Origin of the sequence: Mesorhizobium sp. M0317, from assembly GCF_040321555.1 — a bacterium.
In the GTDB taxonomy this organism is placed as follows: domain Bacteria; phylum Pseudomonadota; class Alphaproteobacteria; order Rhizobiales; family Rhizobiaceae; genus Mesorhizobium.
The window spans coordinates 1-14233 of the sequence record NZ_JAMYRV010000076.1; the positions used below are offsets into that span (position 1 = coordinate 1).

A 14233-nucleotide genomic window follows, 5' to 3' on the forward strand; every position below is an offset into this window, starting at 1 on the left:
GGCATGCATCGTGAGATACTCGGCGATGAGGCGCCGCATTGCGGCATCATCGTCAATGACAAGAACATGTTTCAACGGCACACCTTCAATCTTGAATCCCCTTGTCTAAACCTGTTGCCGAGCAACCCTGGGGCACCGACCCAGAACAGCTGCTCCTTGATACCACTCGCCGTTGCGTGCGGCCAATGTGAGGCCGTGCTCGTCCTGTTCTTTTCATCCCCAGCGAATTGACCGCACCAAGGCAGCCCGTGGCCACCAGACAGGTCCAAGCGCCGACATGACCCTGCCGTGTGGTCCTTCGCTTTTTCGATTCGAGCTCCCCCGTTGGTGCAGGCCTGCCAATATCGACTCAAGTTCGACCTCATGGATGCCAAGTTTCCTGCTATGCCCTTGCATCCTGGTCATCCTGGAGTTTGCGGACCTGGATCATCTCGATATCCTCCGGCTCGTGGATCCAGCTCGGACATTGAGCAGCGCGGCGTTTGGCTTGATCGGAGAGGCGGTCGGCGGAAGAAGACCGTGATTCGCTGCAGCGGCCTTGTGCAAAATAGTGTGTCTCCTGCCAAGCCGGCTTCGTCCAAGGTGGCCGGCGGCCTCAAATGCTGTTCGGCGACCGGCAGGTCGCCGGTTGCGGTGAACGTCCGGGCTAACATTTCTCAGTTACTGCAACTCCTCCATCCTGAGCGTGTCACTATGCTTGTCCATTGCGCCGTCGGACTCCGTCAATGACGTGCCGTTATCTGCCGATGGGACTGTGCATGATCCACCCTTTGGCGGCGGCGGCCGAACAGCTGAACGAGGCTCGCACCAGGATGGGCTGCGCCGCCACGTCTTCCCAGTTGACCCTCGCCCCCCCGCGGATTTGCGCCTTCGAGCCAGCTTCGCGGACGAGCTCGCGTCTCAAGCAATGATCTGAGTGTGCAGGGCCGCGCATGGCTGCTCTTTAAGCACCGGCAGCATACCGGCAAAGTTGGGCTGCTTTATCGCCTTCGTCGATTCCCCACGGTGATCCCGAGCCTGAACAAACCCGCCAAGCTCCCCATTTTGTCCTTGGCTTGGCGCTGACAGAAGTACCATCCATGACGCCGAAGTCGCGACCCACAGTCTAGGAGCAACGGACGGCCGGGACGAGCAATCCTGTACAGGAGTCATTGTACCAAGATGCTCCGGATGTCGCTGGCTGATCGGGCCCGCGCCACCCACGCATGCGCAAGATGCTCACCCAACTGATACGAACACGGTCTTTGCTTCAGTTGAAACCGAAAAGCTGAACTTGAACATCACACAGTAACAAACCTCCCCGATAAGCGCGTGCCGGACAGGGCCAGAACCCGTCCGGCGGCTTGGAAAGGTAGGTGATAGGGAATGTTTATTGCAGCTTGGCCGCTGGCCATCGTCCTGTTGACATCCATGTCACTCCCAGCCGAGCCCGCGCCACTTTCTCCGCGTGAGTTCCACAGCCTGTCGCGCAAATGCGCTCCCTGGGTTGCGCCGTCCACCCTCGCCGCGATTGCCAAGATTGAAAGTGGCTTTGACACGCTGGTGGCTCATGACAACACCACAGGTGAGCAGCTTCGCTGGATAGACCACCTGGCAGCCACGCGGGGCATCAAGGAACGCCTCGAAGCACAACATTCTGTCGATGTTGGATTGATGCAGATAAACAGCAAGAACTTTGCCATGCTCAATCTTACGCCGGAAAGGGCTTTCGAGCCCTGCGCCTCGCTTTCGGCTGCCGCCCACTTGCTTGAAAGCCGGTATGCCGGCGGCACCACTGCTGTGGCACAGCAACTGGCGCTTCGCCGTGCCATCTCGGCCTATAACACGGGCGACGTCACGCGTGGCTTCGCCAACGGTTATGTACGCAAGGTCGAGTCGGCCGCAAAGGACATCTCAAGTCTCCTTGAGCGAACGCTGGAGCCGACTGCTCGAGATGTGCCGCACCTTGAGGCACCCGGTCGGAAAGCCGTGCCGCCTCTGCTCCAGCAGAGCCAACAGGCCAATAGAAAGAAGCAGCCCAACCAAGATTCTTGGGACATTTGGGGCTCGTATCAGCCAGACCGCTCCGGGGCCGATCCCTCCGGTCCGACAGGCAGCCAGGCTGCGAAAGCACGGGAACCCGCGAACCCGAACAAACTCGTATTCGATTGAAACATGGAGATGCAATGATGACGCCACTCAAGATACTTCGTGCGCTTAAAACGCGTGTTCCTTCGCCTTTTTCCATGCTGCGCATGGCGGCTGAATATGTACCGGCCGCTGCTGCAGGCGCGGCGTGGACGGTCTTCTACAGCGGGCCAGCCGCGGCTCAGGTGACCGGAGGGACGGATCCTGCCAAGATGGTCCAGAATATCTGCACGTTCATCCTTGGCCCCTTTGGACAATCACTGGCCGTGCTCGGGCTCGTAGCCATCGGTATCTCTTGGATGTTCGGTCGTGCTTCACTTGGCCTGGTTGCGGGTGTCGTTGGAGGGATCGTCATCATGTTCGGGGCCAGCTTCCTGGGCAAGGCGCTCATAGGCGGTGGCTGATGAGCGACCGGTTGGAAGTGAGCACCCTCTATGTGGCGGCGACGCGCCCCGCACTGTTTCTGGGGGTGCCGCTGACGCTGGCCGGATTGCTCATGATGTTGGCTGGGCTTGTTATCATTATCCTTCAGAACCCGCTCTACGAAATCGTTCTCGCGCCACTCTGGTTCGGAGCACGGCTGGTTGTTGAGCGTGACTATAACGCGGCAAGCGTCGTGCTGCTCTATTTGCAGACGGCCGGCAGAAGCGTGGACGGGCCGGTCTGGGGAGGCGCAAGCGTCAGCGCCAATCCGATCAGAGTGCCGAAACGCGGAAGAGGAATGGTGTAATGTTCGGCGCCAGCGGCCGGACCGAGAGGTCTGGCGAGATCTACCTTCCGTATGTTGGTCACGTAAGCGATAAGGTTGTCCTTCTGGAAGACGGATCGATCATGGCCATGGCACATGTGAACGGTGTGCCCTTTGATTTGGAAGACGCTGAGATGCGCAACTCGCGCTGCCGCGCGTTCAACACTCTCTTGCGCAACATCGCCGATGACAATGTCTCGATATACGCTCATCTTGTGAGACACAACGATGTGCCGGCGCCGGCGCCGCGCCAGTTTCAAAGTGCATTCGCTGGCAGTCTGAGCGAGGCCTACGAGCGTCGTGTGCTGTCGGGAAAGCTCTTTCGCAACGATCACTTCCTCACTTTGATCGTGTCCCCCCGCACCGCAATCGGCAAGATCGGCTTGCGGATTGCCAAGTCCCGCAGACGGAATGAGCACGATCTAGCCACCCAAATACGGAGCCTGGAAGACCTCTGGCACATCATTGCTGGCGCACTCGGCGGTTACGGTCTGCGCCGGTTGGGCATTCGTGAGAAAGGCAACGTGCTCTTCACGGAAATCGGCGAGGCGCTTCGGCTCATGATGACTTGCCGGTTTCTTCCGGTTCCGATGGTTACCGGCTCACTTGGCGCCTCGATCTACACTGACCAGGTCATCTGCGGGAAGCGGGCGCTTGAGATTCGAAGGCCCGGGGATAGCTCCGTCGGATCGTTGTTTTCGTTCCGTGAATATCCGGCGACGACGCGGCCGGGCATGCTAAATTCCTTGCTGTCCGCCAACTTCCCGCTTGTCCTGAGCCAGAGCTTTTCCTTCCTCACTCGCCCACAAGCTCATGCCAAACTAAGCCTTAAGTCCAGCCAGATGACGAGTGCCGGCGACAAGGCTCTCACCCAGATCAATGAACTTGCCGAGGCAGAGGACGCACTGGCAAGCAACGAATTCGTGATGGGTTCGCATCATCTGAGCCTGTGCGTCTATGCCGACAGCCTCAATAGCCTTGCAGATCGCGCAGCAAGTGCCCGCGCACGGCTGGCCGACGCGGGCGCCGTTATCGTCCAAGAGGGCATCGGCATGGAGGCCGCATATTGGTCCCAACTTCCGGGGAACAACAGGTGGCGCACGCGCCCGGGGGCGATCACCTCACACAATTTTGCCGGGCTCGTCTCATTTGAGAACTTCCCAAGCGGTTCCAGTTCCGGCCACTGGGGCAATGCTGTTGCGCGCTTTCGCACAAACGGTGGAACTTCTTTCGACTACATCCCCCATGAGAATGACGTCGGCATGACGGCAATATTCGGGCCCGTTGGCAAAGGCAAGACGACGCTGATGACCTTTGTCCTCGCGATGCTTGAGCAAAGCTTGGTCGATCGCAATGGTGCGATCGTCTTCTTCGACAAGGATCGGGGTGGTGAACTGCTGGTGCGAGCCACGGGAGGGACATATCTTGCGTTGCGCAGAGGCGCTCCGAGCGGCTTGGCCCCTCTGCGTGGACTGGACAACACCTCCGCCTCTCGGGACTTTCTGCGCGAGTGGTTGATGGCCCTGATCGAGAGTGACGGCCGTGGTCCGATCTCGCCGGAGGAAAGCCGTCGGCTGGAACGCGGCATTGTTCGTCAGCTTTCGTTCGAACCCCCTATGCGCTCACTTGCGGGCCTGCGCGAGTTCCTATTGCACAGCCCCTCCGAGGGCGCAGGAGCACGGCTGCAGCGGTGGTGTAGAGGGGGGGCGCTTGGATGGGCCTTTGACGGCGACGTGGACGAAGTAAGGCTGGATGCCTCCATTACGGGCTTCGACATGACGCAGCTCCTGGAATATGAGGAGGTCTGTGCACCGGCCGCCGCATACCTTCTGCATCGAGTGGGCGCTATCGTCGATGGTCGTCGGTTCGTCATGAGCTGCGACGAATTTCGATTCTATCTACTCAACCCCCAATTCTCGGCCACTATCGACAAGTTCTTGCTCACGGTCCGCAAAAACAACGGCATGTTGATACTCGCAACGCAGCAGCCTGAACACGTTCTGGAATCGCCTCTCGGAGCTAGTCTCGTTGCGCAATGTATGACGAAAATTTTCTACCCATCACCGACGGCGGACCGCTCTGCGTATGTCGATGGCTTGAAGTGCACTGCGCAGGAGTTCGAGGCAATCCGCCAGGGAATGGCAATCGGCAGCCGCAAGTTTTTGCTCAAGCGCGATAGCGGGAGTATTGTTTGCGAATTCGATCTTGGGCAGATGCGCGAGTACGTAGCCGTACTCTCGGGGCGGGCCAACACAGTGCGCTTTGCCGACCAGCTTCGTAACCAGCACGGAGACGCCCCAAGTGGGTGGCTCGACAAGTTCATGGCCCGGTACCATGAAGTTCAAGACTGACGGAGGAATATTCATGAAACTTGCCAAACTTGCAGTAACGACCCTTGCTGCTTCCCTTCTGCTTCACGGACAGGCCCGGTCGCAATTTATCGTCACCGACCCTGGAACAGAAATACAAACGACCTTAACAGCGATTTCCAATGCGGCGATCCTTGAGAGGTCAATCGAGACGCTCGCTACCACGATCGAAATGGTGACAATGCTAACGTCGTCATTCGCTGTCACGGGACTGCTAAGCTCACTGAACCAAGGAAATCACTACCCGTCGAGCAATAAGCTGGAGGGGCAGATGTTTGATGCTCGGGCGCCAGCTTCGATTATGGCCCGTAACATTGCGCAGGACCCGAATCGGATAGTCAACGGCACCGATTCAGAAGCGAAACTGTTACAGGGACAAATCGCTGGGGCCGCCAATGCCGCAGCTATTGCAGCCGACACTTTGGGCATAATGGACAAGCGCCTTAAGGATAACGCCGGCACGCTTGGTCAGCTTTCCCGCTCGGGAAATATTATGCAGGCCACCGTGACCAACGGTCTGGTCCTCAAGCAGATTCACGATGCGATGATCCAAAATGTCCAGGCCACGAGTCTGCTGACGATGGCCACTGCACAAGGGAGCCTTCACGCCGCTGAGGAGGCCGCCACGCAGCGTCGCGAACATCGGGACACCGCTCGCATTTTTGACCCCCTCCCGTGAACGCTGAGTTCATCAGGCTCAGCTGCGCTGATCAGGGACACATCAGGCTCACGCCATGAATTTCAAAATTCCCGCGCCATTCACGACTATACACGCGATCTTTCATGGGGCCTTCACGTTGGGGCTGCACAAAGTGCTTGGAAAGATCCAAGAGGCGGTCAGTGCGCCTCTGGTGGCGTGTGTCACGCTTTGGATAATAATCCAAGGCTTTCTGGTCATGCGTGGTCAAGTCGATGCGCGCGGGGGTATCTCGCGCGTAATCATGGTGTCGATTGTCGTCGCCCTTATCTTAGGGCAGGCCAACTATCAGTTGTACATTGAAGCGCTCTTCGACGACACGATTCCGAGGTTGGCTCACGACATCAGTGGCAGCGACTTGCCCTTCACCGGAATCCCCCAGAAGCTCGATCTCATGTTTGCTTCAAGCCAGTATGTCTTTCAGCTGATTGCTTCCGAAATTGGGCCTATGAACGGCCAGGACATACTTGCTTTCGAGGGAGCGCAATGGATTTTCTATGGCGCGCTGTGGACAGCGTTCGAGATCTACGATGCCGTTGGAATTCTGACGAAGGTGCTCTTGACGATCGGCCCCCTGGTCCTTGTAGGCTACCTTTTTGACCACACTCGAGACATAGCCACCAGATGGATCGGCCAACTGCTCTCGTACGGGCTGCTGCTTCTCCTCCTCAACATCGTGGCAACGATAGTAATCGCTGCCGAAGCAGTCTCGCTGGCAGCCATGCTTTTGATGATCAAATTCTCGGGCACGACAGCAGCCAAGATCATCGGGCTTTACGAGCTCGACATGCTTTTCCTAGCTGGTGACGCTCTGATCGTCGCGCTTCCGACGATCGCCAGCAGCATCGCCGGCGGCTCTTGGGGAGGTGCGAACCGACCTCTTAACAGCCTCAATCGCCACTTTGCCAAAACGGCGGGTGGTTAATCAATCGACAAGCTCGGTGCCAAAAACATGAAATATTGCCTACTTCTGTCAATCCTCGCTTTGGCCGCCTGCAAGACAAGCCATGGGCTTGCGACGTGCGCGGGTGCCCCATTCCAACTGAACGTGGGACAATGGGAAACCACCCCTGAGGATCTTCGGGTCGAATGCGCGGAAGAGCCAAAGTGAAATTTCCTGAACATGCCCTTCTGGTGGAGAGAGAAACGCTAGCCGCCCACTATAAGAAGGTGGAAGCGTTTCAAACTTCACGAGCGAAGTCTGCGCGGCGCCTGTCAAAGGCCCTGATAGCCTTTGCCGCAGCGGCGGTCCTAGGAAATGTTGCCCAGGCATTTACCATCGCTGCCATGGTCCCGTTGGCCAAGCTCGTACCTGTGTTCCTCTGGGTCCGGCCGGATGGGACCGTCGACAGCGAAGTGTCAGTCTCTCGACTGCCGGCAACCCAAGACCGAGCCGTCATAAATGCTTCGCTGTGGGAATATGTACGCCTGCGCGAGGGGTACACAGCAGATACAGCCCAATACGCCTATGACCTCGTATCCAGTTTCAGCGCGCCGGCTGTGCGACAGCAATATCAAGATTTCTTCAACTATCCGAATCCCACCTCGCCGCAAGTCACGGTCGGCAAGCGCGGCAAGCTCGAGGTCGGGCATATTTCCTCAAACGACATCAGTCCGGACGTTCAACAGATCCGTTACAAACGTACGCTTGTTGTCGATGGGCAGATGCCGATAGTGACCACCTGGACAGCTACCATCCGCTACGAGCGCTTGACGGGTCTGCCTGGGCAATCGAGGCTCACCAATCCGGGAGGTCTACTCGTCACTTCCTATCAAGGCTCGGAAGATAGCGTATCGAACCTGGGCTATGTGCAGCCATGACAAAAAGAGCGTTTCTCGCGCTGGTCTGTTCACTCTTCTTAACGATGGAAGCGTCCGCGGAAGACACACCACTTGCCGGCAAGCATGATGCGCGCATGCGCTACCTGGCTTACCGTCCCGACGAAGTGGTGCGCCTGTCTACCGCAGTGGGGGCAACGCTGGTTGTCACATTCGCGGCCAACGAGACAGTCGCAGCCGTGGCCGTTTCCAATAGCAAAGACCTGGCTGCGCTCCCGCGCGCCAACTATCTCTTTTTTAAGGCTAGCCGGATGCTCCCGCCGCAGCCGGTCATCGTGCTGGCCGAGAGTGAGTCCGGTACACGGAGATACGTCTTCAGTATTTCAACGAGAGCGATGCCAAAACTCGATGAGCAGCAACCTGACCTATACTACAGCGTGCAGTTCACCTATCCTGCTGATGAGGCTGCTGCTCAGAGAAAGGACGCAGAAAGGCGCTCGATTCTTGGTCAGGCCCGGGCGAAAGTGCTGCACGACGAGAGAGTTCAGGATTTGTTGAATCGGCCCGCCGCAACTACCAGTCCGGACGAAAGCAATTTTCACTACGTCGCAAAGGGCGATCGATCGCTGTCGCCGCTGGAAGTTTTCGATAATGGCTTTACCACCGTATTTGGCTTCGCAAGCAATTCCCGCATACCCTCCCTCTACATTATCAATCCCGACGGCAAGGAAGCCGCTGCCAATTACACGGTCAAAGGGGACTATGTTGAAGTATCCGCAGTCGCCCGGGAATGGCGTCTGAGAGATGGCAATACGGTCTTGTCCATTTTCAACAGGGCTTATGACCCTGTGGGACGAGCGCCAGGGACCGGTACAGTGACACCCGACGTGTGGCGCGTTTTGAAAGGCTCGGCCGATGAATGAAACCGGCCCACAGTCGGGACATGATGTCCATGCCTCCGGATCGATGGTCTCGGAGCCGGCCCGCCGGCATGTTTCGGGATTGCAGAAGTTGGCCGTCGCTGCACTTGTTCTCATCTCATCTCTATCGCTCATCTGGCTCGGCGGTCGTCCCAGCACACAAGACGAGCCAACTCAGCCAAAACCTCCAATTGTCGCCGACGCCGAGCCATTCCGCCCCGTGCCGATTGAGATTGCTCCCGAAGCTCCAGCACCCGTACAGGCGGCGCAGGCAGGAGATCCTGCGCCATCTACGCCGCCTCCGGCGCCAGCTGATCCGCCGCCGGAGGAAACACCAATTTTCGCCTACAGTGGCAGCAGTCAAATGGCCAACGACGGTCAGCGGAGCGAAGACAACCATAGGGATGCTCCTGCAACCTCGGATGAGATTTCAGACGCTGGCGATCTGTCGGGGCGATTGAAGCCAGATATACAGGAGGCGAGCCGGGCCACACTTTTGCCGCACCCTGATCTCGTGATTACTCAAGGAACGATAATTCCCTGCATTTTGCAAACGGCAGTCGACACAAACTTACCGGGTTATGTGAAGTGCGTCTTACCTAAAGACGTCCGCGGCGCCACCAACAACGTGGTGCTTTTGGATCGCGGGACGACCGTGATTGGCGAGATCCAGCGTGGTCTCCAACAGGGGGATGCGCGTGTCTTCGTGCTGTGGACGCGCATCGAAACGCCTGACCATGCCCTCGTTTCGCTAGCATCGCCGGGCGCTGACGAGCTAGGCCGCTCCGGAATGCCTGGCACGGTGGATAATCACTTCTGGCAGCGCTTTGGCGGAGCAATGCTCATGAGCGTCATTCAAGGCGCGTTTCAGGCCGCCGGTCAATACGCTGGCAGCTCAGGTGGAGGAAGCGGCATCAACAGCTTCCAGAGCAACGCCGGACAAGCCGTTGACACAACCCTTAGAGCAACGATCAACGTTCCGCCAACTCTAAAGAAAAACCAGGGAGATGCTGTATCCATCTTTGTGGCTCGGGACCTCGATTTCTCGGATGTATACGATCTTAGAGCGACCGCCGTGGCGCCAGCCCCCCAACATCGCGAACGCCGGAGAGACAACAATGCGACCGGAGGCTGACCCTCAATTGCGTTTGCTTCTCAACCCTGTTTTGAAATGGCTTGAGGAGCCAAGGACCGAAGAGGTCGCTATCAACCGGCCTGGGGAAGCCTTTGTCCGACAGGCCGGCGTTTTCACGAAACATCCGCTACCGCTATCTTATGACGATCTGGAGGACATCGCGATCCTCGCTGGAGCGCTGCGCAAGCAAGATGTCGGACCGCAAAGCCCCCTCTGTGCGACTGAGCTGCCGAACGGAGAGCGGCTGCAGATCTGTTTGCCGCCCGCTGTTCCCTCAGGAACAATAAGCCTGACGATACGGCGTCCCTCAAGTCGTGTGACCGAACTCAAGGAAGTTTCCTCTCGCTACGAATACTCGCGTTGGAATCAATGGCGGTCACGAAAGGAGCGTCAAGAGCGGCAGGACGAAACGATTCTTCAGCACTACGACAATGGTGACTTGGAGCAATTTTTGCGAGCGTGCGTTTGCGGGCGGCTCACGATGCTGCTTTGCGGACCTACTGGAAGCGGCAAAACGACAATGAGCAAGACTTTGATCAACGCTATACCCCCGCAAGAGAGACTGATAAGTATCGAGGACACGCTCGAACTTGCAATCCCGCACGAGAACCATGTCCGGTTACTCTATCCGAAGGACCGAGCAGGCGTAGGTGCGGTGACAGCCGAGCAACTGTTGCAAGCCAGCTTGCGCATGCGCCCTGATCGAATATTGCTTGGCGAGATGCGCGATGATGCTGCTTGGGCCTACCTTAGCGAAGTCGTCTCCGGCCATGCGGGATCAATATCAACGATTCATGGGGCGGATCCGGTCCAAGGCTTTAAAAAGCTCTTTTCACTCGTCAAGAGCAGCCCGCAAGGAGCTGCTGTGGAAGACCACACGCTTCTTGACCTGCTGTCGGCTGCCATTGACGTCATTGTGCCGTTCCGTACCCAAGGCGACGTGTATGAGGTGGGGGAGGTGTGGCTCGCCGCCGATGTCCGGCGACGCGGAGAGACAGTAGCCGACCTTCTTAACAAGCACTAAGGCTAGAGCACGTCGGGGATCGGTAAGTCGTTTGTGATACGATGGCGTAATTTGTTCAGATTGAACGTCCACTTTGATTTGAGGGAGGTGGATAATGGGAGGAGGACTGAGCGTAGACCTTCGGTCACAAGTCTGAAGTCTTCGGGCGCCCTGTCGGCGCGGCAAGTCGCGGCACGATTCGACTGGGTGTATCGAGCGCGTCCGCTGAATTGCGCGGGCGACGCTCACCGAGCTGGTGCCGATGCCTGCTTCAAAAGCGGCATCGACACCCGGCAGGTCGTACCCTTGATTTACGTAGCCGCGCTCAATGAAGGTCTTCAAAGCCGCCGAACGTGGTTCGGAATGACCGGTGGTAAATCGGGAAGTGCCATATAGGGAATCCTCCTGGTATTGCCTCCAGGGGGTCCTCTCAATGAACAAAGCCGCAACCTGCCCTTGCGACCTCAGCTGGAGTTTGCGACGCAACCCATAGGAGGATCGATGCGCAGAGAAATCGCAGGCAGAGTCGGTGGCATTGTGGGCTGGCCGACCGACGGTTTCAGCCCGTCAACAGGTCTTCACGTGTTCCATCCCCGACTATTGCAGGCGTGCGGCTTGCATGCTCCCGCGATCACCCATCGGAAAGAGCGTTACGAACACTACGAAGAGTTGCGCGACTTCCGCTGTCGCCCCGGTCTTACAGCGGACGGTGACCTGTCCGACCTTGATAGGACGTGAAATGCGAACGCTGCTCATTGATCATCATGTGGATCTTACGCGCGCTGTGCGAGTTGCGCTCGGGGATAGCGGTTTTGCCGTTGATGTAGTTGGCAACCTGGAACAGGCGTCGAGGGCATTTTGTTGCGCAACCTATGAAATTCTCCTGCTGGAGTTGGCTCTGCCAGATGGCGATGGCTTGGGCTGGCTGAGACAGCTAAGGAGCAACGGGCATTCAGTTCCAACCCTCATTATGAGTAGCATCAACGATCTCGAGAAGCGGATTGCAATTTTCAACGGTGGCGCGGACGACTTTCTGCTCAAGCCCGTCTCTTTCGATGAGCTCATCGCCAGAATGAGAGCCATTCTGCGCCGGTCGACACAGGTGACCGACCCCATCGTTGTATTTGGCAATCTCAATTTCGATCCGATCGGCCGACAGGTTTCCGTCTCGGGTCATCCTCTGAAGATCGCACGCCGCGAACTATGTATTTTAGAGCATCTGCTTATCCGTGCAGGCCGCATCGTGCCTCGTGCGCAGTTGGAAGATCACCTCTATTCGTTCAACGACGAGGTATCTGCCAACGCGCTTGAAGTCGGAATCTATCGCTTACGTGGACACCTGAGTAGGTCAGGTGCAACGCCACGTATCACGACCATGCGCGGCATTGGTTACATTCTTGAATTGACTGAGGCGGCATCCGCATAGTTGGTCTAAATTGAAAGAACAGACTGCCTGCCCGTCGTCAGGTTGAGCTTGTGGCCATAATGGACACCGCGGCCGCCCTTGACGATGGTGTCGGCATGCGGTTCGAACGGCTCTGTCGCAAACCTTTTTGTAAGCGAGCATGGCAAGAAAAACGCCTCAGCTGTGGAGGAGCACGTGATGTTCAAGGGCCGCCATTTCGACCAGTCGGTGATCCTGCTGTGCGTGCGCTGGTACCTGGCCTACACTCTGAGCCTGCGCGATCTGGAAGAGATGATGGCCTAACGCGTTGGAGGTCGACCACTCCACTGTGCATCGCTGGGTCGCCCACTTCTCGCCGCAGCTGCTGGAGCGCTTCAACCGGCGCAAGCGTGTGGTCGGCAGCAAGTGGCATTGGACGAGACGTACATCAAGGTCCGCGGCGGTATCTCTACCGCGCTATCGACATCCTCGGCGATACGGTCGAGTTCTTCTTTAGCGAAAACCGTAACCAGGTGGCGGCCCAACGCTTCCTCCGCAAGGCGCTGACGCGCCATGGCCGGCCGGAGCGCATCGTCATCGACGGCAGCCAGACCAATTACGAAGCAATCCTTTCCTGCGACGCTGAAAGCCGGCTGCGGCAGCGATCGCGGCGACCACTGAAGCCGATCCGCTCCACAATAGCCGGCATCTAAACAATCGGATCGAACAGGATCACCGGCGTATCAAGCCGCATTCGATCCATGCTCGGGTTCAAGTCGCATGCGAACGACGTGGTTATCCTCTCCGGCATCAAGATGATCCACATGATGGGCAAGCGACAGGCGAGGTATGCCTACAAGTCTGTCGATCGCTGTTGCGATATCCTCGCTGGCTGACGGACAGGCCAAAATGGCCGTTCACAACCCCATTTCAGGTTTGCGACAGAGCCTTTTGTCGGCGTTGCCGGCTTCGAGGGGCCGGTGCGCGCCGAGCGGATCAAGATCACCCCCGGCCACCTTGGTGCGGCCACTCGCCGAGTACGAAGCGGCGGCCGGAGGGAGCTGGTGATGACGACCCTAGATCATGACCTGCTGATCGCAATCCTGGATCGGCTGAAGTTGACGGCGATCCGCGACCAGCTCGACACGCTCATGTCGAGCAAGATCGCGCAGTTCCCGTTTGTCCGCGACGCTGCTGGAGCCCGGTTGCACGGGCTGCCACAGATGGCCTGAACCTGAATCCGCCTTTCTTGAGGCGTTGCGACTATCATCGCGGCGACACGCAGCTCTTGATTTGTGTGCGAAATCCTCAGCAGATCCATCGGGCTGAGCCGCTCAGCAATATCAACGAGAATGTCCAGCGGCAGATCAAGGATACTCAGAGGAGGAAACGCTCTTGAGGCTCAGAGCGCGTCTGCTCCACTATAGATCAGGATGATTCACCGGGTCCTTCAACGCCAGCCGCCAGGTTCCGATGAGAGAATTGTCCCTGATATCACGCTCGATGGAGTTAAATGCCGAGATGGGCGCCTTGCCACGCTCCTCAATACCCCTCATGATTCACCGCCTATAGCTAACAACTGAATGAATCATCGTGATTGTCGCGCAGCGGAATCCTCAAGGATCGGGCAGTTCGTAGGGGGCGCCGGTTTGACCAGGTTGAGCCCGCGAATTGCTCGATCGGACAAGATCCTAATTCTCGACCATGCGGTGAGGCTCGAACGAGATCCTCGGGACGCACTCCAAGGTTTCGATCATATTCGGCACACAAGGAAAGGGCGGCATTGCTGCCGCCCTGTCCGCTGTAAGTTGATAGGGGCTGGATTAAAAATCCATACCGCCCATCCCGCCCATGCCGCCCATACCGCCGCCGCCCATGCCGCCAGGCATGCCGCCGCCAGCCGACTCCTTCTTGGGAGCCTCCGCGATCATGGCTTCGGTGGTGACGAGCAGGCCGGCGACCGAGGCCGCGTCCTGGAGAGCGGTGCGAACGACCTTGACCGGGTCGACGATGCCCATGGCGATCATGTCGCCATACTCGCCGGTCTGGGCGTTGTAGCCGTAGGTCGCGC

General features: G+C 57.9%; 14 protein-coding genes and 2 pseudogenes. 14 read left to right on the forward strand and 2 right to left on the reverse strand.

The genetic code is table 11. The features are described from left to right. A pseudogene (locus NKI88_RS30960) lies at nt 1-75 on the reverse strand (DNA-binding response regulator); the annotation flags it as partial. Nucleotides 76-1365: 1290 nt separating this feature from the next. Here NKI88_RS30960 and NKI88_RS30965 point away from each other — a divergent pair. The 14 genes and pseudogenes from NKI88_RS30965 to NKI88_RS31895 all read left to right on the forward strand — a co-directional run bounded on the left by NKI88_RS30965 (nt 1366) and on the right by NKI88_RS31895 (nt 13394). After that, nucleotides 1366-2151 (forward strand): type IV secretion system lytic transglycosylase VirB1, encoded by a 786-nt coding sequence (locus tag NKI88_RS30965; RefSeq protein WP_352515384.1) that lies wholly within the window; start codon nt 1366-1368, stop codon nt 2149-2151. Between the two features lie 74 nt (nt 2152-2225). Continuing rightward, nucleotides 2226-2531: a pilin major subunit VirB2 gene (gene virB2, locus NKI88_RS30970; RefSeq protein WP_023673707.1), complete on the forward strand. Its 306-nt coding sequence runs from the start codon at nt 2226-2228 to the stop codon at nt 2529-2531. Next, nucleotides 2531-2857, forward strand: coding sequence for a type IV secretion system protein VirB3 (locus NKI88_RS30975; RefSeq protein ID WP_023679584.1), 327 nt, complete (start codon nt 2531-2533; stop codon nt 2855-2857). The genes virB2 and NKI88_RS30975 overlap by 1 nt, the downstream gene beginning before the upstream one ends. Next, nucleotides 2857-5226, forward strand: a complete 2370-nt coding sequence (virB4, locus tag NKI88_RS30980; RefSeq protein WP_352515383.1) for a type IV secretion/conjugal transfer ATPase VirB4 — start codon at nt 2857-2859, stop codon at nt 5224-5226. The genes NKI88_RS30975 and virB4 overlap by 1 nt, the downstream gene beginning before the upstream one ends. Nucleotides 5227-5239: 13 nt before the next feature. Continuing rightward, the gene (locus tag NKI88_RS30985) at nt 5240-5923 is read left to right on the forward strand and encodes a TrbJ/VirB5 family protein (RefSeq protein ID WP_352652367.1); all 684 of its coding nucleotides are present in this window, start codon (nt 5240-5242) and stop codon (nt 5921-5923) included. Between the two features lie 55 nt (nt 5924-5978). Further along, nucleotides 5979-6866: a type IV secretion system protein gene (locus tag NKI88_RS30990; RefSeq protein WP_352515381.1), complete on the forward strand. Its 888-nt coding sequence runs from the start codon at nt 5979-5981 to the stop codon at nt 6864-6866. Nucleotides 6867-6893: 27 nt separating this feature from the next. Beyond that, nucleotides 6894-7052, forward strand: a complete 159-nt coding sequence (locus NKI88_RS30995) for a type IV secretion system lipoprotein VirB7 (protein WP_081726271.1) — start codon at nt 6894-6896, stop codon at nt 7050-7052. Continuing rightward, nucleotides 7049-7762 (forward strand): type IV secretion system protein VirB8, encoded by a 714-nt coding sequence (locus tag NKI88_RS31000; protein WP_023785251.1) that lies wholly within the window; start codon nt 7049-7051, stop codon nt 7760-7762. Before NKI88_RS30995 ends, NKI88_RS31000 begins: the two co-directional genes overlap by 4 nt. After that, on the forward strand, nt 7759-8643 hold the full coding sequence (locus tag NKI88_RS31005) for a TrbG/VirB9 family P-type conjugative transfer protein (protein WP_352515380.1): 885 nt from the start codon (nt 7759-7761) through the stop codon (nt 8641-8643). The genes NKI88_RS31000 and NKI88_RS31005 overlap by 4 nt, the downstream gene beginning before the upstream one ends. After that, nucleotides 8636-9775, forward strand: a complete 1140-nt coding sequence (gene virB10 / locus NKI88_RS31010) for a type IV secretion system protein VirB10 (protein WP_352659180.1) — start codon at nt 8636-8638, stop codon at nt 9773-9775. Before NKI88_RS31005 ends, virB10 begins: the two co-directional genes overlap by 8 nt. After that, nucleotides 9759-10799 carry a P-type DNA transfer ATPase VirB11 gene (gene virB11 / locus NKI88_RS31015; protein ID WP_352515378.1) on the forward strand — a complete coding sequence of 347 codons (1041 nt, stop codon included), beginning with the start codon at nt 9759-9761 and terminating at the stop codon, nt 10797-10799. Before virB10 ends, virB11 begins: the two co-directional genes overlap by 17 nt. Before the next feature lie 718 nt (nt 10800-11517). Next, nucleotides 11518-12204, forward strand: coding sequence for a response regulator (locus tag NKI88_RS31020; RefSeq protein WP_023679590.1), 687 nt, complete (start codon nt 11518-11520; stop codon nt 12202-12204). Nucleotides 12205-12381: 177 nt separating this feature from the next. Beyond that, a pseudogene (locus NKI88_RS31025) lies at nt 12382-13058 on the forward strand (IS6 family transposase). A 171-nt stretch (nt 13059-13229) separates the two neighbouring features. Further along, on the forward strand, nt 13230-13394 hold the full coding sequence (locus NKI88_RS31895; protein WP_502909511.1) for a hypothetical protein: 165 nt from the start codon (nt 13230-13232) through the stop codon (nt 13392-13394). Nucleotides 13395-13985: 591 nt separating this feature from the next. Here NKI88_RS31895 and NKI88_RS31040 read toward each other — a convergent pair. Continuing rightward, nucleotides 13986-14233, reverse strand: a 248-nt coding sequence (locus NKI88_RS31040) for a TCP-1/cpn60 chaperonin family protein (RefSeq protein WP_352659182.1), incomplete at its 5' end; no start/stop codon positions are given.

Bases quoted from the DNA above. Each gene is read 5' to 3' on its own strand.
- NKI88_RS30965 (WP_352515384.1), top strand. From the start codon at position 1,366: ATGTTTATTGCAGCTTGGCCGCTGGCCATCGTCCTGTTGACATCCATG.
- virB2 (WP_023673707.1), top strand. From the start codon at position 2,226: ATGCTGCGCATGGCGGCTGAATATGTACCGGCCGCTGCTGCAGGCGCG.
- NKI88_RS30975 (WP_023679584.1), top strand. From the start codon at position 2,531: ATGAGCGACCGGTTGGAAGTGAGCACCCTCTATGTGGCGGCGACGCGC.
- virB4 (WP_352515383.1), top strand. From the start codon at position 2,857: ATGTTCGGCGCCAGCGGCCGGACCGAGAGGTCTGGCGAGATCTACCTT.
- NKI88_RS30985 (WP_352652367.1), top strand. From the start codon at position 5,240: ATGAAACTTGCCAAACTTGCAGTAACGACCCTTGCTGCTTCCCTTCTG.
- NKI88_RS30990 (WP_352515381.1), top strand. From the start codon at position 5,979: ATGAATTTCAAAATTCCCGCGCCATTCACGACTATACACGCGATCTTT.
- NKI88_RS30995 (WP_081726271.1), top strand. From the start codon at position 6,894: ATGAAATATTGCCTACTTCTGTCAATCCTCGCTTTGGCCGCCTGCAAG.
- NKI88_RS31005 (WP_352515380.1), top strand. From the start codon at position 7,759: ATGACAAAAAGAGCGTTTCTCGCGCTGGTCTGTTCACTCTTCTTAACG.
- virB10 (WP_352659180.1), top strand. From the start codon at position 8,636: ATGAATGAAACCGGCCCACAGTCGGGACATGATGTCCATGCCTCCGGA.
- virB11 (WP_352515378.1), top strand. From the start codon at position 9,759: ATGCGACCGGAGGCTGACCCTCAATTGCGTTTGCTTCTCAACCCTGTT.
- NKI88_RS31020 (WP_023679590.1), top strand. From the start codon at position 11,518: ATGCGAACGCTGCTCATTGATCATCATGTGGATCTTACGCGCGCTGTG.
- NKI88_RS31895 (WP_502909511.1), top strand. From the start codon at position 13,230: ATGACGACCCTAGATCATGACCTGCTGATCGCAATCCTGGATCGGCTG.